Origin of the sequence: Mesorhizobium sp. B2-4-19 (assembly GCF_006441315.1) — a bacterium.
In the GTDB taxonomy this organism is placed as follows: domain Bacteria; phylum Pseudomonadota; class Alphaproteobacteria; order Rhizobiales; family Rhizobiaceae; genus Mesorhizobium.
The window spans coordinates 201891-224396 of sequence record NZ_VFUV01000008.1 but is presented as its reverse complement, the minus strand read 5'-3'; the positions used below and the strand labels follow the sequence as shown (position 1 = coordinate 224396).

Here is a 22506-nt window from a genome sequence, read left to right as displayed (position 1 = left end):
CGGTCAGGGCGAAAGGGCAAATTTCCCAACAGTCGTCGACTACTTGATCAGCGGCAGCAGCGTTTCGGCGGTGATGCGCATCTGGTCGGTGTAGAATTTCTCGGTCAGCACGCTGGAGCCGTGGTCCTGGATGAACTTCAGCTGCTCAGGCGAGATATCGACCGGGTGGCGCTCGACCATTTCGGGATAGGGTGCCGCCGGCGTGCGGTCGACCGGGGCGACGAATTCATTGGTCAGCGCGCCGTCGTAGCCGACTTCCTTCAAGGTGGCGACGATCTTCGGCCAATCGATCTGGCCGAGGCCGGCGGCGAAGCGGTTGTTGTCGGCGACATGGAAGTCGAACAAGCGCTTTCCAACCTTACGGATGGCGTCGTAGACGTTAAATTCTTCCATATGGATGTGGTAGGCGTCGAGGCAAACACCACATTCGGGGCTGACCGCGTCGGCCAGTGCCAGCGCCTGGGCGCCGCGATTGAACAGATAGGTCTCGAAGCGGTTGAGCGGCTCGACGGCGATCTTGACGCCGACCTTCTTGGCATGGGTGAAGCATTCGCGGGTCGCGTCGACCACCCATTTCCATTCCTCTTCCTCGGTGCCGTCCGGCACGACCTTGCCGACCGTCGCGGGGACGAGCGTGATGATCTCGCCATCGAGCTCGCTGACCATGGTCAGCACGTCCTTGACGTACTGCACGGAGCGCTCGCGCTGGCCCTGGTTCTTGGCGGCAAGGTTGCGTTCGCCCAGCATCAAGGTCACCGCGCCCCAGCAGCGAATGCCATGCTCCTTCAGCAGCGCCCGCGTCTCCTTGGTCTTGTACTGCGCGGGCTCGCCGGAAATCTCGATCGACTCATAGCCGAATTTCTTGATGCGCTTGAGCGTCGTCTCCAATGGTTCCGCCCGCATCCAGTTGTGCGTCGAAAGATGCATGGTCTGTCCTTCCCAAATTCGTCCGTATCGTTTGCCTTCGACATGTGTCGCCGAAAGACGGCGCAAGGGTTCCTCCCCAAGGCATCCCCAGCCTTTTCCTGCAAACTGGTTCGACCAATTGGGCCTTAAGTGAGGTCTACAGCAAATTGCCTGGAACGGCAAGAAGCGCGGATGCGTAACTTGCCGTGTGAATTATTACGTTGATTATATTGCGATATATGCCAATGCTTCGGGTATCCGGTGGGCTCGGCCGATGCATTGTCAGGCTTGACCAAATTCCCCTATTTGGTAATACCAGAATGGCAGTGCTTGCAATGCGCCCGATGCAAAAGACCAAAATGGCTGGCCCTGCTTCCAATCGGCGCTATGCTTGGTCGCGACACAATGAGGGAGGATGCCGATGCCGACGACAATGAAGGGCCCCGGACTGTTTCTGGCGCAGTTCGCGGGTGACGCAGCGCCGTTCAATTCGCTGGCCGCGATCACCAAATGGGCCGCCGGTCTCGGCTATAAGGGCGTGCAGATCCCGACCTGGGACGCGCGCCTGTTCGACCTCGAGAAAGCGGCGTCTTCCAGGGCCTATTGCGACGAGGTGAAGGGCATCTGCACTGACGCCGGCGTCGAGATCACCGAATTGTCGACGCATCTGCAGGGACAGTTGGTGGCGGTGCATCCTGCCTATGACGCGCAGTTCGACGGGTTCGCGCCGGCTTCGGTCCACAACAATCCCAAGGCGCGGCAGGAATGGGCGGTCGAACAGATGAAGTTCGGTGCCAAGGCGTCAAGGAATCTCGGCCTCAAGGCTTCGGTGTCCTTCTCCGGTGCGCTGGCCTTTCCCTACCTCTACCCCTGGCCGCAGCGGCCGGCCGGTCTGATCGAGGAGGCCTTCGCCGAACTCGGCAAGCGCTGGAAGCCGATCCTCGACGTCTATGAGGACAATGGCGTCGATGTCGGCTACGAAATCCATCCCGGCGAGGACGTGTTCGACGGTGCCACCTTCGAGATGTTCCTCGACGCGGTCGGTGGCCACAAGCGCTGCAACATCAACTACGACCCGTCGCACTTCCTGCTGCAGCAGCTCGACTATCTCGAATTCATCGACATCTACCACGAGCGCATCAAGGCCTTCCACGTCAAGGACGCCGAGTTCAACCCGACCGGCCGGCAAGGCGTCTATTCCGGCTATCAGAGCTGGACCAACCGCGCAGGACGCTTCCGCTCGCTCGGCGACGGGCAGGTGGATTTCGCCGGTATCTTCTCCAAGCTGACGCAATACAATTATGATTCCTGGGCGGTGCTGGAATGGGAGTGCTGCCTGAAGCACCCCGAGGACGGAGCGGCCGAAGGGGCGCCTTTCATCCAGCACCACATCATCCGCGTGACGGAGAAGGCATTCGACGACTTCGCCGGTGGCGCGACGGACAAGAAAGTGCTGCGCGCGATGATGGGAATTTGAAGCGACTTTCTCTCCCGCGCGAGGGGAGGGGCATCCAAGACACGAGGGAGAAAACATGGTCGGCGCATCGAAATCGGAAACGGGAGGCGGCCCGATCCGCTATGGCATGGTCGGCGGCGGGCAAGGCGCCTTCATCGGCGCGGTTCACCGCATCGCGGCGCGCCTGGACAATGAGTTCGTGCTGGTGGCTGGTGCGCTATCGGCGAACCCCGAGCGCGCCAAGGCTTCGGCCGCCGAACTCGGGCTCGATCCGGACCGCAGCTACGCTTCCTACGCCGAGATGGCCAAAGCCGAGGCCAAGCGCCCCGACGGCATCGAGGCGGTGGCCATCGTCACGCCCAACAATGTCCATGTGCCGGCTGCCAAGGCCTTCCTCGAGGCCGGCATCCACGTGATCTGCGACAAGCCGCTGGCGACGACCCTGGCCGAGGCGAAAAAGCTCGCCGCGGTGGTCGAAAAGACCGGCAAGGTGTTCGTGCTCACCCACAACTACACCGCCTATCCGATGGTGCGGCAGGCTCGCGAAATGGTGGCCAAGGGCGTGCTCGGCGACATCCGCATCGTGCAGTCGGAATATCCGCAGGACTGGCTCACCGAGGATCTCGCCGCCACCGGCCAGAAGCAGGCCTCATGGCGCGGCGATCCCAAGCAGGCGGGCGCCGGCGGCGCGCTGGGCGACATTGGCACCCATGCCTACAATCTCGCCCGCTTCGTCTCCGGGCTGGAGCTGGATTCGCTGTCGGCCGATCTCGATGCGTTCGTGCCGGGGCGGCTGCTCGACGACAATGTCAACGTCATGCTGCGCTTCAAGCCCACCGGCAAGACGCATCCGGCCAAGGGCATGATCTGGGCCAGCCAGGTGGCACCAGGCCACGAGAACGGGCTGAAGCTGCGCATCTATGGCTCGAAGGGCGGGCTGGAATGGGTGCAGGCCGACCCCAACTATCTTTGGTACACGCCGTTCGGCCAGCCCAAGCAGTTGATCACGCGCAACGGCGCCGGCGCGCTGCCGGTGGCGGGCCGTGTCAGCCGCGTACCGTCAGGCCATCCCGAGGGCTACCTCGAAGGCTTCGCCAACATCTATCAGGAGGCTGCACGCGCCATCCGCGCGGCGCGCAAGAAGGGTGACAAGCCGGCCAAGGACGTCGTCTTCCCGACCATCCAGGATGGCGTCGAGGGCATGGCCTTCATCGAGGCCTGCGTGAAGTCGTCGAAGAAGAATGGGGCCTGGACGAAGCTCTAAAACAAGAATGATCCGGGGGGATCAAACGGGGGAGGGTTGTCGATGAAAATCGGCATGTGCATGTTCTTGTGGACGACCAGCGTCTCGAAAAAACACGAACCGCTGCTTCGCGACATCAAGGCGACAGGCTTCGACGGTGTCGAGATACCGATTTTCGCCGGTACGCCGGACGACTACAAAAAGCTCGGCGACCTGCTCGATCGCATCGGGCTGGAGCGCACGGCGGTCTCGGCGATGGGCGATCCGGCAATGAACCTGATTTCGCCGGATGCGGCAACGCGCAAGGCCGGCGTCGACTACATGAAATGGGCCATCGATTGCGCCGATGCGCTTGGCGCCCGCACGCTGAGCGGACCGCTGCATTCGACGCTCGGCGCCTTTTCCGGCAGCGGGCCGACACCCGCCGAGAAGAACCGTTCCATTGCCTCGCAGCGCGCCATCGGCGACCATGCCGGCACGCGGAACGTGACCATCGGGCTGGAGGCGCTGAACCGCTTCGAATGTTATCTTTTCAACACGATGGCGGACCTGTCGGAGCACATCGATGCCGTAGGCCGACCGCATATCAAGGCGATGTACGACACCTTTCATGCCAATATCGAGGAGGCCGATCCGATCGGTGCCTATACGAAGCATCGCAGGAATGTCGTGCATATCCACATATCGGAGAACGATCGCGGCGTGCCGGGGCGTGGCAACATTCCGTGGAAAGAGACCTTTTCCGCCATTCGCAAGAGCGGCTATGACGACTGGCTGACGATCGAAGCGTTCGGTCGCTCGCTGAAGGATCTGGCGGCGGCGACCAAGGTGTGGCGGGATTTTTCCGGGACGCCTGAAGCCGTCTATCGCGACGGGTACAGGCATATCAGGAACGGCTGGAAGAAGGCGGGATAGGAAGCCGATCACGTTGCGTCGGCGATCCTTCGCGCCCCCCTCTGTCCCGCCGGCCTCCAGTCCGTTTCTATATCACAAGCTATTCCTGCTGGGCCTGGATTCTGTTGTAGTCGTGGATGGTCCGGCTCAGGCGGCGGCGCAGGAAGTTGGATATGTTGTCGAAAATGAAGACGACGAGCAGGATCAGCAGCACCATGTAGAAGACGTTGGCCCAGTTGGAATTGGTGCGCATCGCTTCCCACAGTTTCAGGCCGATGCCGCCGGCGCCGACGGCGCCGATGATGGTGGCGCCGCGGGTGTTGGATTCCCACTGGTAGAGCGTCTGGCTAATGAAGACCGGAATCACTTCTGGCATCACGCCGTAGCGCTGCACCAAGATGCCGTTGGCACCGGTCGAGAGTACGCCTTCGCGCGGCTTGTCGTCGATGTTCTCCAGGCCTTCCGAATAGACTTTGCCGAGGGTGCCGATCTCGGTGAAGAAGATCGCGGCACTTCCCGCCAGCGGGCCGGGGCCGAAGGCGCGGGTGAAGAACAGCGCCCAGATCAGCATGTCGACCGAGCGCATGAAGTCGAAGAAGCGCTTGAGCACCTGGCTGAACACGCCGCTCGGCGTGATGTTGCGCGCCGCGAAGAAGGCTAGAGGGAAGGCGACGATGCCGCCGAGCAGCGTGCCGAGGAAAGCCATGACGATGGTCTGCAAGAGCTTCGTCCAGACGTCGCCGTGCTGCCACTGGGCGTTGTTCCAGATGTTGTCGCCGGCGAGTGCAAGGTTGGTGGTACCTGGTTTCAGCTCTGGTCCCGAGATGATCAACGAGATCACTTCCCTCGCTGATTTGCCGAAGAAGGGTGAGCGCGTGTCGAAGACGAAGTTCGCCCAGCCGAGGAAGCGCTTGCGCACCTTGACGCGGTCTACCGTGACGCGCACCTCGCCGGCGAAACCCATCTTGGCCACCACCTCGTCGTCATGGGCGGTGATCCAGTCCGGTACCGTACCCGAGACCACCGGCTTGCCGCTGGTCAGCGAAACGGGCACGGTCTGGCCGTTGGCGACGATCGTCGCCTGCGTCTTGTCGAAGGTGACGGATTTTGCCGGCCCGTCGATCAGCACGGTGAAGGTGCCGTCCGGATTCCTGACCACCCAGTCGGGATTCGGGTTGTCGCCCAGCGCTGAAAAGCGCGGGTATTTGGGCGTGATCTCCGGCTGGTCGAGACGGAATTCCGGCTGCAGATCATAGCTGATCCATTGTGTCAGGAAGAGCGGCAGACGCTCCCAGTGCGATTCCCGCAGCACCTGCGGCAGGCTGAAGAACCACAAGGCATAGATCAGATAGAGGAGAGTGCCGACGAACAGGAGCAGCGGACCAAAGCGCTTGTATGCCGGGCGTCGGAACACCTGTGGGTGGCGCGTCTCGATCGACAGAATCTCCTCGGCGGTCATGGTCGCCATGATTTACGCCCCCATCATAAAGGCTTGTTCGCCGACCAGCTTGCGACGAAGCCAGGCGGAAAACTGGTCGATGATGAAGATGGTGGTGAACAGCAGCAGCACCAGCGCCAGCGTCTTGGCGCCGAAGCCGCGCGAGATGGACAGCTTCAGTTCCTCGCCGATGCCACCCCCGCCGACGGCGCCGATGATGGTCGAGGCCCGCACGTTGATCTCGACCCGCAGCAGCGTATAGGAGACGAAATTGGGCAACACCTGAGGCAGGTCGGCGAAGCGCACCCGTTCGAACCAGTTGGCGCCGACCGCCGTCAGACCTTCCTCGGCACGCATGTCGATGTTCTCGTTGATCTCGTAGAACAGCTTGCCGAGTGCGCCGATGGAATGCAGGCCGATGGCGATGATGGCGGCGATCGGGCCGGTCGAGACGATGGCCGCGAACAGGCCGGCGATGACGATCTCCGGAAAGGCACGCAGCAATTCCATGAAGCGCTTGACCACCAGCCTCAGTGCCGGATGAGGTGTCAGGTTGCGCGCCGCGATGAAGGAAAACGGCACCGCGAAGATAAAGCCGATGAAGGTCGAGACCAGCGCGACGTTCACCGTGGTCAGCATCAGCTCGAAATATTCGGGAATGTAGAATCCGCCCCAGACATAAATCCGGCCGAGCGGGAAATTGTATTCCTGGGTGCCGGTGTCATGCGGCGAGGCAATATCGAACAATGCCCGCCAGACGTCGTTCCAGTCCTTGGGAACCAGCCAGCTCAGGAAATCCAGGATATGCGGCAGCCGGTCGAAGAAGTGCCCGGCGTTGGCTTCGTCGGCGAACCACATGCTGGCGAACATGGCGGCCAGCAGTAGGCCGACGCCGAGCACTGTATAGAACCGGCGCAGCGACGTCTGGCGTCGCCAGGCATCGGCCATCTCGTGGGTGGCACCGGAGGGGGCTGTCACGGAAAGGGTCATGATCGGAGATGCAAAAAGGGGCGGTACTTGATGAGGTACCGCCCCTTTTGCGATTTCGCCGTTAGCCGCCGATGGCTGCCTTACGGGCTTCGACTATGACGCTATAGAAGTCCGGCTTCACCGGAACGTAGCCGGTGAAATCGCCGCCTTCGACGCCTTCGAAGCAAGCCTTGTCCTTCTTTGGCAGGTCGGTGAAGAAAGCGGCCAGCTTGGCGGTCATGTCGTCGCCGATCGCGGTGCGCACGACAAGCGGGCCGTTCGGGATCAGGCCGGAGCGCCAGACTTCGACGAAGTCGTTGGGGTCGACGGCGCCCTTGGCGACTTCCTTGTGGAATGTGCCGGAGGTGTAGCCGTTCTTGAAGTCGCCGATGCCCGAGGAATCGTCGACCGCGACGTCTACCTTGCCGTCACGCACGGCCAGAACGTTGTTTTCGTGGCCGCCATTGAACTGGGTCGAAGCGAAGTAGGTTTCGTTCGAGGCGCCGGTGGTCTTCGGAATCTGGGTCAGCGGGATCAGGTAGCCGGAGGTCGAATCCGGATCGGCATAGCCGAGCTTCTTGCCCTTGGCCGACTTGATGTCGGTGATCCCCGACGTCTTCAGCGCCAGCCCGATCGAATAGTAGCCGGTGGAGCCGTCCGTCTGCTTGGTGGTGAGGATCGGGGTAACCGCCTTCGGATCCTTGAGATAGACGCTGGCGTAGCCGGAAGCGCCGAGTTCGGCGAAGTCGAGCGTGCCGCCGAGCAGGCCTTGGATGACGCCGTCATAGTCGGCGGCCGGGAACAGCGAAACCTTCTCGAAGCCAAACTCGGCCTTCAGGTGATCGGCCAGGCACTGGTAGTTGCGCAGCCGGTCGGTTTCGTTTTCACCGCCAAGAATGCCGACGCGAAATTCCTTCATGTCGGCGGCATGGGCCATGCTGGTGGCCATGGCGAGCACCGAAACGGCACCGAAAACCATCTTCCTGAACATTGATGTCTCTCCTGTAAGTTCCGGCCCCGCGCCGGCAGCGTTCTTGATCTTGACAAGTGCCCTTGACGCGGGCGGACGATCCAGGCTGCTCACTTTTGGCCCGTAGCGGGCTCAATATCCCGGGAATGCGGGTTCGAGCGGTCCGGCGGATGCTGCGATCTTCTGCTTGAAGGGAACGCTGGTGGAGGTGATGGCCTCCGATATCTCCGCGCCATTGCTGTCGGCGCCATAGACGAGGCGCACGGCCTCACGGTTGAGCTCTTCCGGCGGGCCGTCGAAGACGACCTTGCCGGCGGCCATGCCGATGATGCGGTTGCAATAGGCGCGGGCGGTGTCGAGCGTGTGCAGATTGGTGACGACGGTGATGCCCTCGCGCAGATTGATGTCCTGCAGCGAATCCATCACCACCTTGGCGTTGAGCGGGTCGAGCGAGGCGATCGGCTCGTCGGCGAGGATCACTTTGGGCTGCTGCATCATGGCGCGGGCGATGGCGACACGCTGCTGCTGTCCGCCAGACAAGGTGCCGGCGGGCTGAAGCGCGGTGCGGGCTATGTCGAGCCGCTCGAGCGCGGCGACCGCCTCGGCGCATTCGGCGCGCGAGAACATGCCGAGAAGGTTGGACAGGGTCGAACGGTGGTTCAATTTGCCGAGTAGGACGTTGGTCAGCACGTCGAGGCGCGGCACTAGGTTGAACTGCTGGAAGATCATGGCGCAATCGCGCTGCCAGCGCCGTAGCGGCGAGCCGCGCAGCCGGGAGACCTCGGCGCCGCCAAAAAAAATCGACCCCTGGCTGGGGTCGACAAGACGGTTGATCATGCGAAGAAGGGTCGATTTGCCAGCGCCCGAACGGCCGATGACGCCAACCATCTGACCCTGCGGGATCGAGATGTTGACGTCGCTGACCGCGGTGTTCTTGCCAAATCGTCGGCTGACGCCGCGGATTTCGAGCGTGGCAGAGCTTGCTGACATGAGCAGGTTCCAGTCCGGACCTTGTTGATCGTCAGGCACTCGCCTAACGCAGCCAGATGAACCTGCCATGTCGCCAGCATGTCAGTTTTGTTACGCTCCACAGGCGCGACGGCTGAAGCGCGTCGCGCTGAAACGAATTCATGCGACGCGCTCCAGGCCTTTAGTTTTATGCATGTCGTTCTCCCAAAACCGGGGCCACTTTCGGGCGAGATGTATTGGCGGGCTGTCGGCGATCAGCCGAGCACCAGCAATTCCTCGAAGTGCTTCATGTCGCGGAAGGCGCAGAAGGCGGGCGCCTTGATCTCGATTATCGGAGCCTGCCTTGCGAAAAGCGCCAGGCAATCGTCGAACAGAGCCTGCCACGCGGCGGCGCGATCGTCGGCGAGGCGTTGGATCTGATAGGCAAAGGTGATGTGGAAGGCGTAGGCGTCATGATCGGGGTGCCGATAACCGAACGGCACCGCCAGCGCATCGCGCCATTGACGCATGATGCGCACGTCCTCGTCGGTCGCGCCGGTCACGGTGAGACCGGTCGGTACGATTTCGATCACCTTGATGTCGAAAGGACCGAAGCCCTCGAAGCCCTTCAGGCGCTCCAGATAGAGGCGGGTCATGGCGTCGATGCTGGTGTCGAGCGGTACGTCCTGCGGCCAGTAAGGCAAGCGGCGGCGATATTCGATGATGCCCTGGAACAGCGTCATATGCAGGCTGGAAACGGGCGTGAAGGCGAGCCGGTCGGCGTCGGGCATCGCCAGCATCTTCTCGCGCACCGCAAGCACCACGGCTTCCGAGGGCGAGCCGCTGACGAGATGGCTGACAACCGTGTTGCCGGGCTCGGTCAGAAAATTGCCCGAGGTGTCGTAGCGCGTGCCGAGATGCGCCGGCGGGGTCGGGTTGGAGCCGGCAAAGAATCCGGCGAGCGAGGGTCTGACGGTGTCGAGCATCGCAATCTCCTTGGGGAGATGGCGTCCTGTCCGAGTCCTGTGTCAGGGATATGAACAGGTCCCCGAATGACGATGATGTGAGGAGCTATCCCTCGTATTTCTCCAGGAAAGCCTCCGCCGACAGCTCGCGAAAATCATCGAGCGAAGCGCGCAGCCGCGCGTGGTCCCAGTCCCACCAGGCAAGCGCCTGGTAGCGTTCGGCGGTGCGGCGGTCGAAGCGCTCACGGATCGGCTTGGCCGGCACGCCGGCGACGATGGTGTAGGGCGCGATATCCTTCGAGACGACCGCCCCGGCACCAACCGCCGCGCCATCGCCGACGGTGACGCCCGGCAGGACGGTCGAACCATGACCGAGCCAGGTGTCGTGACCGATGGTGACGCGCTTGGCGCGGCGCTGGGCGAAGAACTCGCTCTCATGCTCGGCGTCGTCCCAATAGTCCGAGGCGCGGTAGGTGAAGTGATGCAGCGTCGGCCGCCAGGTCGGGTGGTTGGTGGCGTTGAGGCGCACGCTTGCCGCGATATTGGCGAACTTGCCGATCGTCGCGCACCAGACAGAGCAATCCTGCATCATGTAGGAATAGTCGCCGAGTTCGCTTTCCGAAACCCGGCTGCGGTCGGCGATCTCGGTCCAGCGGCCAAGCGTCGAATTGTGCACCTCCGCCGTCGGGTGGACCAGCGGCGACTCCGACAATTTCCTGGTCATGCGACGAGTTTTCCCGGAGCAAAAGCGGTGACGTCGATGATGCGGTCCGCAACCGCCTCGCGCACATCATGATCGTGGAAGATACCGAGCAGGGCGACGCCCGCCGCCTTCTTGGCGGCTATGAGTTCGATCACCACGTCGCGGTTGGTGGCGTCGAGCGAGGCGGTTGGCTCGTCGAGCAGCAGGATAGGGTGCTCGGTGATGAAGCCGCGCGCGATGTTGACGCGCTGCTGCTCGCCGCCGGAGAAGGTCGCCGGCGGCAGTGCCCAGAGTTTTTCCGGCAAGTTGAGCTGCGCAAGCAGGGCGCGCGCCTTGCCTCTGGCCGCCTCGCGGTCCTCGCCGCGCTCGACCAGCGGCTCGGCGACGACGTCGAGCGCCGAGACGCGCGGCACGGTGCGCAGGAACTGGCTGACATAGCCGATCGTTTGCCGGCGAACGGCAAGCACGGTGCGGGGGCTGGCGTTGGCCAGATCGATCAGTCCGTCCTCGTGGCTGACGATGATCTGCCCCTCGTCGACGGCATAGTTGCCGTAGAGCATCTTCAGGATGGAGCTCTTGCCGGCCCCGGACGGGCCGCCGAGCACGGTGCATTCGCCCGCCTTGATCGAGAACGAGACACCGGCGACGACGGGCAGTTTGATGCCGTCGCGCAGGTGCATGGTGAAGCTTTTCGCGACGTCGGAAACAACGAGCGGGGTTGGCATCGCTACACCTGCAAAATGGAGGAAACGAGAAGCTGCGTGTAGGGCGCGCGCGGGTCGTCCAGCACGCGGTCGGTGAGGCCGCTTTCGACGACGCGGCCGTCCTTCATCACCATCATGCGCTGCGACAGCAGGCGCGCCACCGCGAGGTCGTGGGTGACGACGATGGCCGCGAGGCCGAGATCGGTGACCAGCCCGCGCAAGAGGTCGAGTAGGCGCGCCTGCACCGAGACGTCGAGGCCGCCGGTCGGCTCGTCCATGAACACCAGTCGTGGGCCGGTGACGAGGTTGCGGGCGATCTGCAGGCGCTGGCGCATGCCGCCGGAAAAGGCACGTGGCTCGTCGTCGATACGGTCTTCCTCGATCTCGACGCGCGACAGCCAGTCGACGGCCGTGGCGCGGATCTTGCCGTAGTGGCGCTCGCCGACCGCCATCAGCCGTTCGCCGACATTGGCGCCGGCCGACACCGTCATACGCAGGCCGTCTGCCGGGTTCTGGTGGACAAAGCCCCAGTCGGTGCGCATCAGGAAGCGGCGCTCGGCCTCGCTCATGCGGTAGAGCTCGCGGAACTGGCCGTCGCGCATGCGGTAGCTGGCGGTGCCCGACGACGGCAGCAGCCGCGTCGACAGGCAATTGAGCAGCGTCGTCTTACCGGAGCCGGATTCGCCGACGACTGCCAGGACTTCGCCCGGCCAAAGGTCGAAGGAGACGTTGTCGCAGCCGACGCGCGAACCGTAGAATTTGGAGAGCGCCGAGACGCGCAGCAGCGGTTCGTCGGTCATTGTGCCGGCTCCATTTTTTCGGAAGCAAGATGGATTTCCGGAGCAAGATGGCCGCGATGGCCCTCTTCGCGCCGCTTCTCGCAATGGTCGGTGTCGGAGCAGACGAACATGTGGCCGCCATGGTCGTCGAGGATGACCTCGTCGAGATAGACATTCTCGGCCGCGCAAAGTGCGCAGGGCTGGTCGAAGGTCTGTACCTCGAACGGATGGTCCTCGAAGTCGAGGCTGACGACATCGGTGAAGGGCGGCACGGCGTAGATGCGCTTCTCGCGGCCGGCGCCGAACAGCTGCAAGGCCGGCGAGCGGTGCATTTTGGGATTGTCGAATTTCGGCGTCGGCGAGGGGTCCATCACATAGCGGCCCTCGACCTTGACCGGATAGGCATAGGTGGTGGCAATGCGGCCGTGCTTGGCGATGTCCTCGTAGAGCTTCACATGCATGAGGCCGTACTCCTCCAGCGCATGCATCTTGCGCGTTTCGGTCTCGCGCGGTTCGAGGAAGCGCAGCGGCTCGGGGATCGGCACCTGGTAGACCAGCACCTGGCCCGCGGTCAGCGGATGTTCGGGGATGCGGTGGCGGGTCTGGATGATGGTGGCGCTGGCGGTATCGGTGGTCACCGCGACATTGGCGACCTTCTTGAAGAAGGCGCGGATCGACACCGCATTGGTGGTGTCGTCGGCGCCCTGGTCGATGACCTTCAGCACGTCATTTGGGCCGATGATCGAGGCGGTGACCTGGACGCCGCCGGTGCCCCAGCCATAGGGCATCGGCATTTCGCGCGAGGCGAACGGCACCTGATAGCCTGGGATGGCGATGCCCTTGAGGATCGCCCGGCGGATCATCCTTTTGGTCTGTTCGTCGAGATAGGCGAAGTTGTAGGTGGCGATGTCGGTCATGATGCGACCTCAAGTCCTTTGGCATAGCGCGCCAGTCGCTCGGTGAGCGTGCCGGTGTGCAGTTCGAACATGTGGTTGTCGTCGTCGTAGAAATAGATCGAGCGGCCTTCGCCCTCGACGCGTGGGCGCGGCGGGCGCATGTCGAGGCCTAGCTTGCCGATGCGCTCGGCGTAGCGGTCGAAATCGGCATCATCGATCTTGAAGGCAATGTGGTTGTAGCTGCGTTCGTTAAGCTTCTCGCCTTTCATGATGGCGATCCAGATGTCGCCGATCAGGAAGAATTTTTCGCGTGACAACGAGAACTGCTCGGCGTCGTTGGCATAGACCTCGCGTGCGTCGAAGACGCCCTCGAGTATCCTTGTCATCCGCTCGAGGTCGCGAACGATGAAGGTCATGTGGGACAGGCCTTCGATCATTCCGCGGCCTCCCGCTTCTCTTCGACCCTCGCGGGGTTTTCTCGGGCCTCGTATTCGGCGCGCATGCGGCGCACGAGGTCGAGTTCGGCCTGGAAGTCGACATAGTGCGGCAGCTTCAGGTGCTCGACGAAGCCGGTCGCCTGGACATTGTCGGAATGCGAGATGACGAATTCCTCGTCCTGGGCGGCGGCGATGATGTCCTCGCCGAGCTCGGAGGCGCGCAGGGCGCGGTCGCAGAGCGCCATGGCCATCGCCTTGCGCTCGCTTTGGCCGAAGACCAGGCCGTAGCCGCGGGTGAACTGCGGAGGCGCCTTGGCCGAACCCTTGAACTGGTTGACCATCTGGCACTCGGTGACCCGCACCGTGCCGAGCGGTGCTGCGAAGGGCAGTTCGGGGACATCGAGTTCCAGTTCGACCTCGCCGATGCGGATTTCGCCGACGAAGGGATGGTTGCGGGCATAGCCGCGCTGGGTGGAATAGCCGAGCGCCAGGAGAAAACCCTCGTCGCCACGCGACAGCGCCTGCAGGCGGATGTCGCGCGCCATCGGGAATTCCAGTGGCTCGCGGGTGATGTCGCCGGGCACATGGTCCTGCGGCATCTCGCCATCCGGTTCGATCAGGCCTTCACGGGCGAGGATCGCCGAGACGCGTGGCATGGCCTGCGCTTCCGTCTCGCGCCGCAAGGGTTCGGCGACATCGGCGCCGGCGGCAAGTTCCGGGTCGAGCAGCCGGTGCGTGTAGTCAAAGGTCGGGCCGAGCAACTGGCCGCCTGGCAGATCCTTGTAGGTCGCCGAGACGCGCCGTTCGACCAGCATGGCGCCGGTATCGATCGGCTTGCTGTAGCCGAAGCGCGGCAGCGTGGTGCGATAGGCGCGCACCAGGAAGATCGCCTCGATCATGTCGCCGCGCGACTGGACGATGGCGAGCGCGGCCAGTTCACGGTCATAGAGCGAGCCTTCGCTCATCACCCGGTCGACGCCGAGCGCCAGCTGTTCGACGATCTGGTCGAGGCGCAGTGCCGGCACCGAACGGTCGCCGCGCCGGCGATCGGCCAGCAGGCTGTGGGCGTTGGCGATTGCGGCTTCGCCGCCTTTTACCGCGACATACATCTTCAAGCCTCCATCGTCTTGATGCGCGTCGTGCGCGGCAGGCAGGCTATGCCTTCAGCGGTGACGAGGATGATGTCGACGCCACGCGGAAAGCGCTGGATATTCTGCTTCCACTGCTCGATGAAATGACGCGGCATCTGCGTCGGCGCGACCATGGCGCTGATTTCGATGCCGGGACCTTCCAGCAGCAACGGAGTGCCTGAAACGAGGTCGCTGACCTGCAGGATCAGGGTGGTCGACCTGTCGGGATAATCCTGCGTTCCCTGCGCAAAGCCGTCGAGCGCCATCATTTCGGCCGGCGTGGCGACAAAGGCGAAATGCGCGTCGGCAGGCGTGTTGGCCAGTGGCGCGCCGGTGTGGAAACCAAGCCAGGAGCCGATCGCAGCGGAGGCGTGCAGGGCCGGGTCGAGCCAGAGCGGCGTGTCGTTGTCGCAGAGCGCCAGTGCCACGGCGCCAGCGGTTGCCGAGAGCGGCGCCGGCGGGCGGGCCAGGGCCGGCAAAGGCTGCACGCTGCCCGGCCGTGCCATCGCATCCATGACCGCGCGGAAAACGGTCTGTGCGTTGAACACCGGGTCGGCGAAACCGCCCTCGATCGATTGCGCTGCGATATCCATCAGTCTTCCCCGCGAACCATGGTGAAGAAATCCACCTTCGTTGCCGCTGTCTCGGCGCGGCGTTTTTCTTGGGCAGCGGCGAGCGCCGACCTCAAAGGCGCGATCAGCCTGGTCTCGACCTCGGCGCGGCGGGCAGGGTCCTGCCAGAGCGCATCGGCGATCGCCGCCAGCTTCGCCTTCTGCTTGTCGCGGCCAAGCGCGTAGCAATGGCCAACCTGTCCGGACGGCAGCCGGACCGTGGCGCGGGTGACGGTCGCCTCGCCGACATTGAACGGTGCGCCGCCGCCGCCGATGCGACCGCGCAACGTCACCAGCCCGGTCTCGGGGCCACGCAGCAGCTCGGCCTGCGACGGCAGGCCGGCTTCGTTCCAGAGCCGGACGATGTCGTCACCGCTCGATTGCGCCAGGGTCGCCATCGCGGCTTTGCGTCCGGCCTGGTCGCGGGCTTCCTGTCCTCGCATCGGCAGCATTCCTCTTCGCTAAATTTGTCTATTGATATAGACAACTATACAAATTATACATATTACCTAGCGCGAGTCCATGACGGGTGGATGACAGGGGATGGAAGGCAGGGGCGATTCATGATCGGGCGACAGGAAGCCGACAGCATTGAACGGCGCAGCGGCGTCTCGCTGTGGCGGCAGATCGCCGACAGGATCCTGCAGGCGATCGCCGCCGGCGATTTCGCCGAGAATGCCGCGCTGCCGCCGGAGGTGGCGCTGGCCGAGCGCTATGGCGTCAATCGCCACACGGTGCGCAGCGCCATATCGGCGCTCGTGCAGGAAGGGGTGCTGCGGGCCGAGCAGGGGCGGGGCACCTTCGTCTTGTCGCGCAGGCGGCTGTCCTATCCGATCGGCGCGCGCACACGTTTTTCGACCGGCTTGCAAGGACAGGCTTCGGAACGACACATCGTGCTGCTTGCCTCGTCGGTCGAGCCGGCCAGCCAGCGTGTCGCCGAAGGGCTTGGCCTTGCCAAGGGTGCCGAGGTGATCCGGTTGGAGACACGTGGCGAAGCCGATGGAAGGCCAGTGTCACGCGCTGCCGGCTGGTTCGATGCCAGGCGCTTTGCCGGTATCGACCAGGCGATGGCTGAGACTGGCTCGGTCACCGCGTCGCTGGCCCGCTTCGGCATCGACGATTATCTCAGGCAATCGACCGTGCTGTCGGCGCGCCACGCCGACGCGGCTGACCTTGCCGATCTCGATCTGCAGCCAGGCGCCATCGTACTGGTCACGGTGGCCGTCAACATCACGCCGGACGGCCAGCCGATCCAGTTCTCCGAGTCGCGCTTTCCGGCGGAGCGGGTCGAGTTCAAACTGTCGGCGCTGTGAGCCGAATCCTGCCGACTATCCGATCTCGATCACGGCCTTGATCAGCCCGGATTTCTCATGCGCCCAGCGGGCGAGATCGCTCGGCGTATCGGCCAGCGTCGTGCGGTGGGTGACGAGCTTGGCCAGGGGCACGGCGCCGTTGCGGATCGAGGCTGCGACATGATCGAAATCGGCACGCAGTGCATTGCGGCTGCCGACCAGCGTCATTTCGCGTTTGTGGAATTCAGGGTCGGAGAAGACGATGTCGTCCTTGACGACGCTGACCAGCACCAGTGTGCCGCCATGCGCGACATGGGCGAAGGCCGACTGCACCGACCGGGTGTTGCCGGTGGCGTCGAAGACCACGTCGAAGCCTTCGCCCGATGTCGCTTCCTTGACCAGATCCGACACCGCTCCGCGCGAGCCGTCGAGGATCCTGAAACCAAGTTCGTTTTCGGCAAAAGCGAGACGTTCACTGCTCATGTCGAGCAGCGTCACGTCGAGCCCGGCAATGCGGGCGAAGATGGCGTTGCCGAGCCCGATCGGGCCGGCGCCGATGACCAGAGCGCGAGCGCCGGGATCGGCACCGGCGCGACGCACCGCGTGCGCGCCGATGGCCAGGAATTCGACGGCGGCTGCGTCGGCCAGCGACAGGCCGTTGGCCGGATAGAGATTCCGCGCCGGGACAAGAATGCGTTCGCACATGGCGCCGTCGCGATGGACGCCCAACACCTCGATCTTGACGCAGCAATTCGGTTTGCCGTGCCGGCAGGCGATGCACTTGCCGCAGGAGAGGTAAGGGTTGATGACGACCGGTTCGCCGACGGCAAGATCGACGCCCTCGCCGGTCTCGATCACGCTGCCGGAGACTTCATGGCCCATGATGCGGGGGTAGGCGAGGAACGGGTGCTTGCCCTCGAAAATGTGGTAGTCGGTGCCACAGATGCCGACATGGCTGACCGCGACCAGCGCCCAGCCGGCAGGGGGCGCGCCGGGCGCGGGGCGGTCTTCCAGGACGAGTTCCCCGGGTGAGCGGCAGATAACGGCTTTCATGTCTCAGTCCGATTGGGTTTCCGACCCGTCTTCACGCCGGGCCGGAGATCGATTTCAGCAATGGTCACTTGCCGCTGCGGCGGCGCAGACCGTCGAAATAGACGATGACGATGATCAACACGCCAGTGATGATGCGCTGCCAGAAAGCGTTGACGTTGAGCAGGTTGGCGCCGTTGTTGATGGTGGCGAGAATGAAGGCGCCGAGCAGCGGGCCATGCACCGAGCCGACCGCACCGAACAGCGAGGTGCCGCCGATGACCGAGGACGCGATCGCCTGCAGTTCCCAGCCCTCGGCCTGGGTCGGGTTGCCGATGCCGATGCGCGAGGCCAGGAGCACGCCGACAAAAGCCGCGCACAGGCCAGACAGCGTGTAGGCCATGTAGATGGTGCGCTGGACATTGACGCCGGAGAGGCGCGAGGCCTCGGCGTTCGAGCCGACCGAGAAGAGGTAGCGGCCCCAGCGGCTGTGATGCAGGAAAATGTAGGCCGGAATGCCGACCAGGATCACCATCCAGAACAGATTGGGCACGCCGAGGAAGGAGTTGCGCGAAAATTCCTGGAAGGCGTCATTGTTGATGGAGATCGAGTTGCCATTGGTCATCAGAAGGCCGATGCCGCGCAGCGAGGTCAGCGTCGCCAGCGTGATGATGAAGGGCGGCAGGCCCATCTTGACGATGCCGAAGCCGTGGAACAGGCCGATGGCAACGCCGACCAGCAGCGTGATCGCGATGGCGAGGAAGACCGGTATGCCGGCGTTGATCAGCATCGCCGCAATGACGGTGGCAAAGCCGACCACAGCACCGACGGACAGATCGATGCCGCCGGTGATGATGACGAAGGTCTGGCCGACCGCCAGGATGGCGATCATCGAACCCTGACGCAAAAGGTTCGAGATGTTGTTGGCCGAGGCGAAGCTCGATGTCGACAGCGACAGGATGACCCAGAGCAGCACCAGCAGCGCCAGCAGCGTCAGCCCGAACAGGGCGTTGTAATTGCGCTTGGGTTTTTCGGCAGGAATCGCCTCGGTGCTCATATCTTTCCTCCCAGCTTTTCTTGTTTCTCGGCGAGCGCCTGTGTGAGAATTTCCTCGTGATCGGCGGTGCGGAATCCGTGTGTCGCCACCAGCTTGCCACGGCGGAACACATGCAGCGTGTCGGCCAACTCATAGACTTCCGGCAGGTAGGACGAGATCAGGATGATGCCGGCGCCCTTCGACAAGAGCGCGCCGAACAGGCGATAGATTTCGGCCTTGGTGCCGACATCGACGCCGACTGTCGGCTCGTCGAAAATGAACAGCTTGGCGCCATGAGCCAGCCATTTGCCGATGACGATCTTCTGCTGGTTGCCGCCCGACAGGCTGGAGGCCAGCGCGTGGCGTGTCGGCGTCTTGATGCGGAGATCGGCGATCTGGCGGTCGGCCTGGGTCTTCTCCTGCGCGCCGGAGATCAACAGGTTTTTGGAGATGCGCTTGTAGATCGGCAGGTTGAGATTGAGGCCAACCGGCAAATTGAGGCAAAGGCCCTGGTCGCGGCGGCTTTCCGGTGCCAGCGCCATGCCGAGCTTGATCGCATCGTGCTCCGAATTGACCTGAACCGGCTTGCCTTCCCACAGGATCTGGCCGGCCGATTTGCGATGGCGGCCGTAGAGCGTGGTGACGAATTCGCTGCGCCCGGCGCCGATCAGCCCGTAGAGCCCGACGATCTCGCCGGCGCGGACGGTCATCGAGACATTTTCGAAGCCCTTGCCCGACAGGTTCCTGGTCTCCACGATCGCGGCACCCGGCGTGAAGTGCTCCTTGTGATAGACCTGCTCGATCGAGCGGTTGATCATCAGCTTGACCAGTTCGGCATCGTTGGTCTCGGCGATGTTTCTGGTGCCGACCAGCGTGCCGTCGCGCAGCACGGAGACGCGATCGGCGAGCTCGAAGACCTCCTCCATGCGATGGCTGATGTAGATGATGGTCACGCCCTCGGACTTCAGCCGACGGATCAGGGTGAAGAGCTGGTCGGCCTCCTTGCGGGTCAGGTAGGCGGTCGGCTCATCGAAGATCAGGAATTTGGTGCCGCGCACGGTGGCGCGGGCGGCGGCGATCAGTTGCTGCTGGCCGATGGTGAGGTCGCCGAGCATGACATGCGCCGGCAGGTCGAAGCCGAGATCGTCGATGATCTTCTGCGCTTCCTTGACCATGGCGCGCTGCTGCAGGATGCCGAAGCGCGAATTCTCCTCGCCGAGGAACATGTTGGCGGCGACCGTTAGATGACGGCAGAGCACGACTTCCTGGTGCACGGCGTTGATGCCGAGCGCCATCGCTTCATGCGGGGTCGCCAGCGCCGCCGGATTGCCTTCCCAGATGACATCGCCGGAGGTGCGCGGCATGACGCCGGTCAGAAGCTTGATCAGAGTGGATTTGCCGGCACCATTCTCGCCGACGATGGCGTGGATTTCGCCCGACTTGAAGGCCAGCGTCACCGGCTTCAGCGCATGGGTGCCGGGATATTTCTTCTCGAGGCCGCGCAGTTCGAGGATCGTCCTGCCGGGCTCCAGCACAGGGGCGGGGTGTAGGTCTTGCGCCGTCGATGTCATGACAATCCTCCCTGATTGGCTTCCCCAGATTGGCCTCACGATCTGGGCCTGCGGCAGGCTTCGAAATGCCTGCCAGGGCAACCTAGCCCAGGTTGCCCTATTTCCAAACGACATCGCTGTCGTTTCCGGGGCACGAGGCCCCGGAAACCCTGCGTCTCTACCGTTGCTTAGTTGAGCTTCGGGTTGAGCAGCGCGTCGATCTTGGGATCCTTCATGTTGGCCTTGGTGACAAGGTTGGCGCCAGTGTCGACATTGGCCTCGACCTTCTCGCCCTTCGAAGCGGCGAGCGCGGTCTTGATGCCGTCATAGCCCATCCGGTAGGGATCCTGGACGACGAGGCCGGAAATGACGCCGTCATTCAGGAACTTGATCAGCTTCTCGTCGCTGTCGAAGCCGATCAGGCCGACCTTGCCGGCAAGCTTGTTCTCGGCGATCGCCTGGCCGACGCCCTGCGCCATGATCAGGTTGGAGGCGAAGATGCCCTTCAGGTCCGGATTGGCGGTGATCAGGTCGGTCGCGATGTTGAGGCCGGTGGTGGCCTGGCCGTCGGCATATTTGTCGGCGATCAGTTCGAGGCCGGGATACTTGGCCTTGAGCTGTTCCTTGAAGCCCTGGGCGCGCTGCTCGAGCGAGCCGGCGCCAGGCAGTGCGGTGATCAGGGCAACCTTGCCTTCGACCTTGCCGCCATTGGCCGCGCCGATGGCCGCCGCAAGACCGTCCGCGGCGACGCGGCCGCCCTGGACGTTGTCGGTGGTGAGGAACGAGGTGAAGGCCTTGGAGTCGGCGCCGGAGTCGATGCCGATGACCTTGACCTTGGCCGCTGCTTCGTCGATCGGCTTGCCGAGCGCCTTGGCTTCGGTCGGCGCGATGACGACGGCGGCCGGGTTGCCGGCGACGGCATTCTCGAGGATGGAGATCTGGCCGTTGACGTCGGTTTCAGCCTGGGCGCCGAGTTCCGGCACGTTGACGCCGAGATCCTTGCCGGCCTTGCGGGCGCCGGCGAGCACGATCTGCCAGTAGAAGGACGTGGTGTCCTTGACGATGATCGGAATGGTCACGTCCGCCGCCGAAACCGGCGCTGAGTGCATGACGCCGGCGAGCATCGACGCTGCTGCCAGGGCCATGACGGCGCGGCGGTTGAGAATGCTGGTCACGAATTTCATAGGATACCTCCCTAAGTCGCCCGGTGAACGTTACGGAAGCTCCGTTCGGATAGGCGTGGCCCAAACAGAACTTTATCAATAAAAAACATTTACGCTGTTTTGATAGTGCATCGATCTGGACGATGCAAGCGGTGTTTCGCACCTGATTCCCATGTCAGGCACGGACACATTCACGCGCCGCTCCTCCCTGGACGCAGCCGAAAGCTCCCGTTTTGTGAACGCATGGAATGTTAATTCCATGCGTTAGTCAATATGGAACATTCATTCTTTCCGCGGGGTCGCGCATTTGAGAAGCCGAGCCTCTCCCGTCAAGGCTGGTGGACGCTCTGCACCACCGTGTAGGGACGATATTTGGCGTATTCCGTCCCCGCCACGTTGATGTCGAGCAGCTCGAGGTTACGTGTCAGGTTTGCCAGTTTGGCGGTGCCGGTCAGCACGGTGGCGACCATCGGCTCGTGCAGGGGAAACTGGAAGGCGGCGGCGGCCAGCGGGTAACCGCCTTCGCCGGCGATCTTCTCCATCGCGTCGACCCGATCGAGCATGGCGCGGCTGGCGGGCTGGTAGTCGAAATGCGCGCCTTGCACCGGCCCGGTCGCCAATATGCCGGAGTTGAAGACGCCGCCGATCACCAGCGACGTCCGCTGCGCCCGGCACAGCGGCAGCAGTTCGGCTTCGGCGCTGCGGTCGAGCAAGGAATAGCGGCTGGCGAGCAGGATGCAGTCGAGCGGCGCCCGGCGCATCACGTCGAGGCAGATCTGGACTTCGTTGACGCCGAGACCATAGGCGGAAATCGTGCCGGATCGCTTCAACTCCTCGAGTGCCTTGAGCCCGCCATCCATGAGTTGGCGAAAGTGCAGCTTGGTCTTCTCGATGCCATGCGTGTAGGCGCCGATGTCGTGCACATACAGGATATCGATCTTGTTCAGCCCAAGCCGCGCATAGCTGAAGTCGACCGACCGCATGATGCCGTCATAGGAATAGTCGTAATCGAGCGCGAAGGGCAGCGGATCGACATAGGAGTGGTCGGGCACCTGGTCTTCAGGCACCGGGCGGAACAGGCGGCCGACCTTGGTGGACAGCACATAGGAATCGCGCGGCTTGTAGCGCAGGAAGTCGCCGAAGCGGCGTTCCGACAGGCCGAACCCATAGAAGGGCGCGGTGTCGAAATAGCGCAGGCCCGCCTCCCAGGCGCCTTGCAGCGTCTCCATCGCCGCCTCGCGTGAACAGGCGCGGTAAAGGCCGCCGATCGCGGCGCCGCCGAAGCTGACTTCGGTGACTTCGAGCGCCGTCCTGCCGATGCGGCGTTTTTCCATGCAAACCCTCCCCGTTGCCGGCCGCTGTCCAGCCCGGCAGTTCTACCACATAT

General features: G+C 63.4%; 23 protein-coding genes. 4 read left to right on the top strand and 19 right to left on the bottom strand.

Annotated elements, in window-relative coordinates; all coding sequences use genetic code 11:
- Positions 1–39: 39 nt before the first annotated feature.
- Positions 40–927, bottom strand: a complete 888-nt coding sequence (locus FJ546_RS16515) for a sugar phosphate isomerase/epimerase (RefSeq protein WP_140890306.1) — start codon at positions 925–927, stop codon at positions 40–42.
- Positions 928–1327: 400 nt separating this feature from the next.
- Between FJ546_RS16515 and FJ546_RS16510 the strand changes: the two genes are divergently transcribed.
- The 3 genes from FJ546_RS16510 to FJ546_RS16500 are packed head-to-tail and all read left to right on the top strand — an operon-like array spanning position 1328 to position 4520.
- Positions 1328–2383 (top strand): sugar phosphate isomerase/epimerase, encoded by a 1056-nt coding sequence (locus FJ546_RS16510; protein WP_140890305.1) that lies wholly within the window; start codon positions 1328–1330, stop codon positions 2381–2383.
- A 55-nt stretch (positions 2384–2438) separates the two neighbouring features.
- The gene (locus FJ546_RS16505; RefSeq protein WP_140890304.1) at positions 2439–3626 is read left to right on the top strand and encodes a Gfo/Idh/MocA family oxidoreductase; all 1188 of its coding nucleotides are present in this window, start codon (positions 2439–2441) and stop codon (positions 3624–3626) included.
- A 42-nt stretch (positions 3627–3668) separates the two neighbouring features.
- Positions 3669–4520 carry a sugar phosphate isomerase/epimerase gene (locus tag FJ546_RS16500; protein ID WP_140890303.1) on the top strand — a complete coding sequence of 284 codons (852 nt, stop codon included), beginning with the start codon at positions 3669–3671 and terminating at the stop codon, positions 4518–4520.
- A gap of 79 nt (positions 4521–4599) precedes the next feature.
- Here the strand turns inward: FJ546_RS16500 and phnE (FJ546_RS16495) are convergent, their stop codons facing one another.
- The 13 genes from phnE (FJ546_RS16495) to phnG all read right to left on the bottom strand — a co-directional run bounded on the left by phnE (FJ546_RS16495) (position 4600) and on the right by phnG (position 15492).
- Positions 4600–5967, bottom strand: coding sequence for a phosphonate ABC transporter, permease protein PhnE (gene phnE, locus FJ546_RS16495; RefSeq protein WP_140890302.1), 1368 nt, complete (start codon positions 5965–5967; stop codon positions 4600–4602).
- 3 nt (positions 5968–5970) lie between these two features.
- A complete protein-coding gene (phnE, locus tag FJ546_RS16490) occupies positions 5971–6927 on the bottom strand; it encodes a phosphonate ABC transporter, permease protein PhnE (RefSeq protein WP_140890301.1) in 957 nt (318 codons plus the stop codon).
- Positions 6928–6988: 61 nt separating this feature from the next.
- Entirely contained in the window at positions 6989–7897 is a 909-nt protein-coding gene (phnD, locus tag FJ546_RS16485; protein ID WP_015315649.1) for a phosphonate ABC transporter substrate-binding protein, read from the bottom strand.
- Positions 7898–8008: 111 nt separating this feature from the next.
- Positions 8009–8866, bottom strand: a complete 858-nt coding sequence (phnC, locus tag FJ546_RS16480) for a phosphonate ABC transporter ATP-binding protein (RefSeq protein WP_140890300.1) — start codon at positions 8864–8866, stop codon at positions 8009–8011.
- 233 nt (positions 8867–9099) lie between these two features.
- Entirely contained in the window at positions 9100–9810 is a 711-nt protein-coding gene (locus FJ546_RS16475) for a DUF1868 domain-containing protein (RefSeq protein ID WP_140890299.1), read from the bottom strand.
- Between the two features lie 85 nt (positions 9811–9895).
- Entirely contained in the window at positions 9896–10513 is a 618-nt protein-coding gene (locus tag FJ546_RS16470; protein WP_140890298.1) for a DapH/DapD/GlmU-related protein, read from the bottom strand.
- The gene (gene phnL, locus FJ546_RS16465; RefSeq protein WP_140890297.1) at positions 10510–11217 is read right to left on the bottom strand and encodes a phosphonate C-P lyase system protein PhnL; all 708 of its coding nucleotides are present in this window, start codon (positions 11215–11217) and stop codon (positions 10510–10512) included. Before phnL ends, FJ546_RS16470 begins: the two co-directional genes overlap by 4 nt.
- Before the next feature lie 2 nt (positions 11218–11219).
- Positions 11220–11996 (bottom strand): phosphonate C-P lyase system protein PhnK, encoded by a 777-nt coding sequence (phnK, locus tag FJ546_RS16460; RefSeq protein ID WP_140890296.1) that lies wholly within the window; start codon positions 11994–11996, stop codon positions 11220–11222.
- Entirely contained in the window at positions 11993–12892 is a 900-nt protein-coding gene (locus tag FJ546_RS16455) for an alpha-D-ribose 1-methylphosphonate 5-phosphate C-P-lyase PhnJ (RefSeq protein WP_095787147.1), read from the bottom strand. The genes phnK and FJ546_RS16455 overlap by 4 nt, the downstream gene beginning before the upstream one ends.
- Positions 12889–13308 (bottom strand): FosX/FosE/FosI family fosfomycin resistance hydrolase, encoded by a 420-nt coding sequence (gene fosX / locus FJ546_RS16450; RefSeq protein ID WP_140890295.1) that lies wholly within the window; start codon positions 13306–13308, stop codon positions 12889–12891. Before fosX ends, FJ546_RS16455 begins: the two co-directional genes overlap by 4 nt.
- Positions 13305–14417: a carbon-phosphorus lyase complex subunit PhnI gene (locus FJ546_RS16445; protein WP_140890294.1), complete on the bottom strand. Its 1113-nt coding sequence runs from the start codon at positions 14415–14417 to the stop codon at positions 13305–13307. The genes fosX and FJ546_RS16445 overlap by 4 nt, the downstream gene beginning before the upstream one ends.
- 2 nt (positions 14418–14419) lie before the next feature.
- Positions 14420–15031 carry a phosphonate C-P lyase system protein PhnH gene (gene phnH / locus FJ546_RS16440; protein WP_140890293.1) on the bottom strand — a complete coding sequence of 204 codons (612 nt, stop codon included), beginning with the start codon at positions 15029–15031 and terminating at the stop codon, positions 14420–14422.
- On the bottom strand, positions 15031–15492 hold the full coding sequence (gene phnG / locus FJ546_RS16435; RefSeq protein ID WP_095772716.1) for a phosphonate C-P lyase system protein PhnG: 462 nt from the start codon (positions 15490–15492) through the stop codon (positions 15031–15033). Before phnG ends, phnH begins: the two co-directional genes overlap by 1 nt.
- 120 nt (positions 15493–15612) lie before the next feature.
- Between phnG and phnF the strand changes: the two genes are divergently transcribed.
- Positions 15613–16362: a phosphonate metabolism transcriptional regulator PhnF gene (phnF, locus tag FJ546_RS16430; RefSeq protein ID WP_140890292.1), complete on the top strand. Its 750-nt coding sequence runs from the start codon at positions 15613–15615 to the stop codon at positions 16360–16362.
- Between the two features lie 15 nt (positions 16363–16377).
- Here phnF and FJ546_RS16425 read toward each other — a convergent pair whose 3' ends face one another.
- The 5 genes from FJ546_RS16425 to FJ546_RS16405 form a co-directional block, all read right to left on the bottom strand.
- The gene (locus FJ546_RS16425) at positions 16378–17394 is read right to left on the bottom strand and encodes a zinc-binding alcohol dehydrogenase family protein (RefSeq protein WP_140890291.1); all 1017 of its coding nucleotides are present in this window, start codon (positions 17392–17394) and stop codon (positions 16378–16380) included.
- 64 nt (positions 17395–17458) lie between these two features.
- Positions 17459–18427: an ABC transporter permease gene (locus FJ546_RS16420; protein WP_140890290.1), complete on the bottom strand. Its 969-nt coding sequence runs from the start codon at positions 18425–18427 to the stop codon at positions 17459–17461.
- A complete protein-coding gene (locus tag FJ546_RS16415) occupies positions 18424–19977 on the bottom strand; it encodes a sugar ABC transporter ATP-binding protein (RefSeq protein WP_140890289.1) in 1554 nt (517 codons plus the stop codon). Before FJ546_RS16415 ends, FJ546_RS16420 begins: the two co-directional genes overlap by 4 nt.
- Before the next feature lie 167 nt (positions 19978–20144).
- Positions 20145–21140, bottom strand: a complete 996-nt coding sequence (locus FJ546_RS16410) for an ABC transporter substrate-binding protein (protein WP_095199574.1) — start codon at positions 21138–21140, stop codon at positions 20145–20147.
- 308 nt (positions 21141–21448) lie between these two features.
- Positions 21449–22453: an aldo/keto reductase gene (locus FJ546_RS16405; protein WP_140890288.1), complete on the bottom strand. Its 1005-nt coding sequence runs from the start codon at positions 22451–22453 to the stop codon at positions 21449–21451.
- Positions 22454–22506 lie beyond the last annotated feature (53 nt).

Excerpts from the sequence above, each read along its gene's own strand:
- phnH (WP_140890293.1), bottom strand. The coding sequence starts at position 15,031 with ATGGATATCGCAGCGCAATCGATCGAGGGCGGTTTCGCCGACCCGGTG.
- phnE (WP_140890302.1), bottom strand. The coding sequence starts at position 5,967 with ATGGCGACCATGACCGCCGAGGAGATTCTGTCGATCGAGACGCGCCAC.
- FJ546_RS16425 (WP_140890291.1), bottom strand. The coding sequence starts at position 17,394 with ATGAAAGCCGTTATCTGCCGCTCACCCGGGGAACTCGTCCTGGAAGAC.
- FJ546_RS16505 (WP_140890304.1), top strand. The coding sequence starts at position 2,439 with ATGGTCGGCGCATCGAAATCGGAAACGGGAGGCGGCCCGATCCGCTAT.
- FJ546_RS16500 (WP_140890303.1), top strand. The coding sequence starts at position 3,669 with ATGAAAATCGGCATGTGCATGTTCTTGTGGACGACCAGCGTCTCGAAA.
- fosX (WP_140890295.1), bottom strand. The coding sequence starts at position 13,308 with ATGATCGAAGGCCTGTCCCACATGACCTTCATCGTTCGCGACCTCGAG.
- phnD (WP_015315649.1), bottom strand. The coding sequence starts at position 7,897 with ATGTTCAGGAAGATGGTTTTCGGTGCCGTTTCGGTGCTCGCCATGGCC.
- phnC (WP_140890300.1), bottom strand. The coding sequence starts at position 8,866 with ATGTCAGCAAGCTCTGCCACGCTCGAAATCCGCGGCGTCAGCCGACGA.
- FJ546_RS16405 (WP_140890288.1), bottom strand. The coding sequence starts at position 22,453 with ATGGAAAAACGCCGCATCGGCAGGACGGCGCTCGAAGTCACCGAAGTC.
- FJ546_RS16515 (WP_140890306.1), bottom strand. The coding sequence starts at position 927 with ATGCATCTTTCGACGCACAACTGGATGCGGGCGGAACCATTGGAGACG.
- phnK (WP_140890296.1), bottom strand. The coding sequence starts at position 11,996 with ATGACCGACGAACCGCTGCTGCGCGTCTCGGCGCTCTCCAAATTCTAC.
- FJ546_RS16455 (WP_095787147.1), bottom strand. The coding sequence starts at position 12,892 with ATGACCGACATCGCCACCTACAACTTCGCCTATCTCGACGAACAGACC.
- phnF (WP_140890292.1), top strand. The coding sequence starts at position 15,613 with ATGATCGGGCGACAGGAAGCCGACAGCATTGAACGGCGCAGCGGCGTC.
- FJ546_RS16510 (WP_140890305.1), top strand. The coding sequence starts at position 1,328 with ATGCCGACGACAATGAAGGGCCCCGGACTGTTTCTGGCGCAGTTCGCG.
- phnL (WP_140890297.1), bottom strand. The coding sequence starts at position 11,217 with ATGCCAACCCCGCTCGTTGTTTCCGACGTCGCGAAAAGCTTCACCATG.
- FJ546_RS16410 (WP_095199574.1), bottom strand. The coding sequence starts at position 21,140 with ATGAAATTCGTGACCAGCATTCTCAACCGCCGCGCCGTCATGGCCCTG.
- FJ546_RS16470 (WP_140890298.1), bottom strand. The coding sequence starts at position 10,513 with ATGACCAGGAAATTGTCGGAGTCGCCGCTGGTCCACCCGACGGCGGAG.
- FJ546_RS16420 (WP_140890290.1), bottom strand. The coding sequence starts at position 18,427 with ATGAGCACCGAGGCGATTCCTGCCGAAAAACCCAAGCGCAATTACAAC.
- FJ546_RS16475 (WP_140890299.1), bottom strand. The coding sequence starts at position 9,810 with ATGCTCGACACCGTCAGACCCTCGCTCGCCGGATTCTTTGCCGGCTCC.
- FJ546_RS16415 (WP_140890289.1), bottom strand. The coding sequence starts at position 19,977 with ATGACATCGACGGCGCAAGACCTACACCCCGCCCCTGTGCTGGAGCCC.
- phnE (WP_140890301.1), bottom strand. The coding sequence starts at position 6,927 with ATGACCCTTTCCGTGACAGCCCCCTCCGGTGCCACCCACGAGATGGCC.
- FJ546_RS16445 (WP_140890294.1), bottom strand. The coding sequence starts at position 14,417 with ATGTATGTCGCGGTAAAAGGCGGCGAAGCCGCAATCGCCAACGCCCAC.
- phnG (WP_095772716.1), bottom strand. The coding sequence starts at position 15,492 with ATGCGAGGACAGGAAGCCCGCGACCAGGCCGGACGCAAAGCCGCGATG.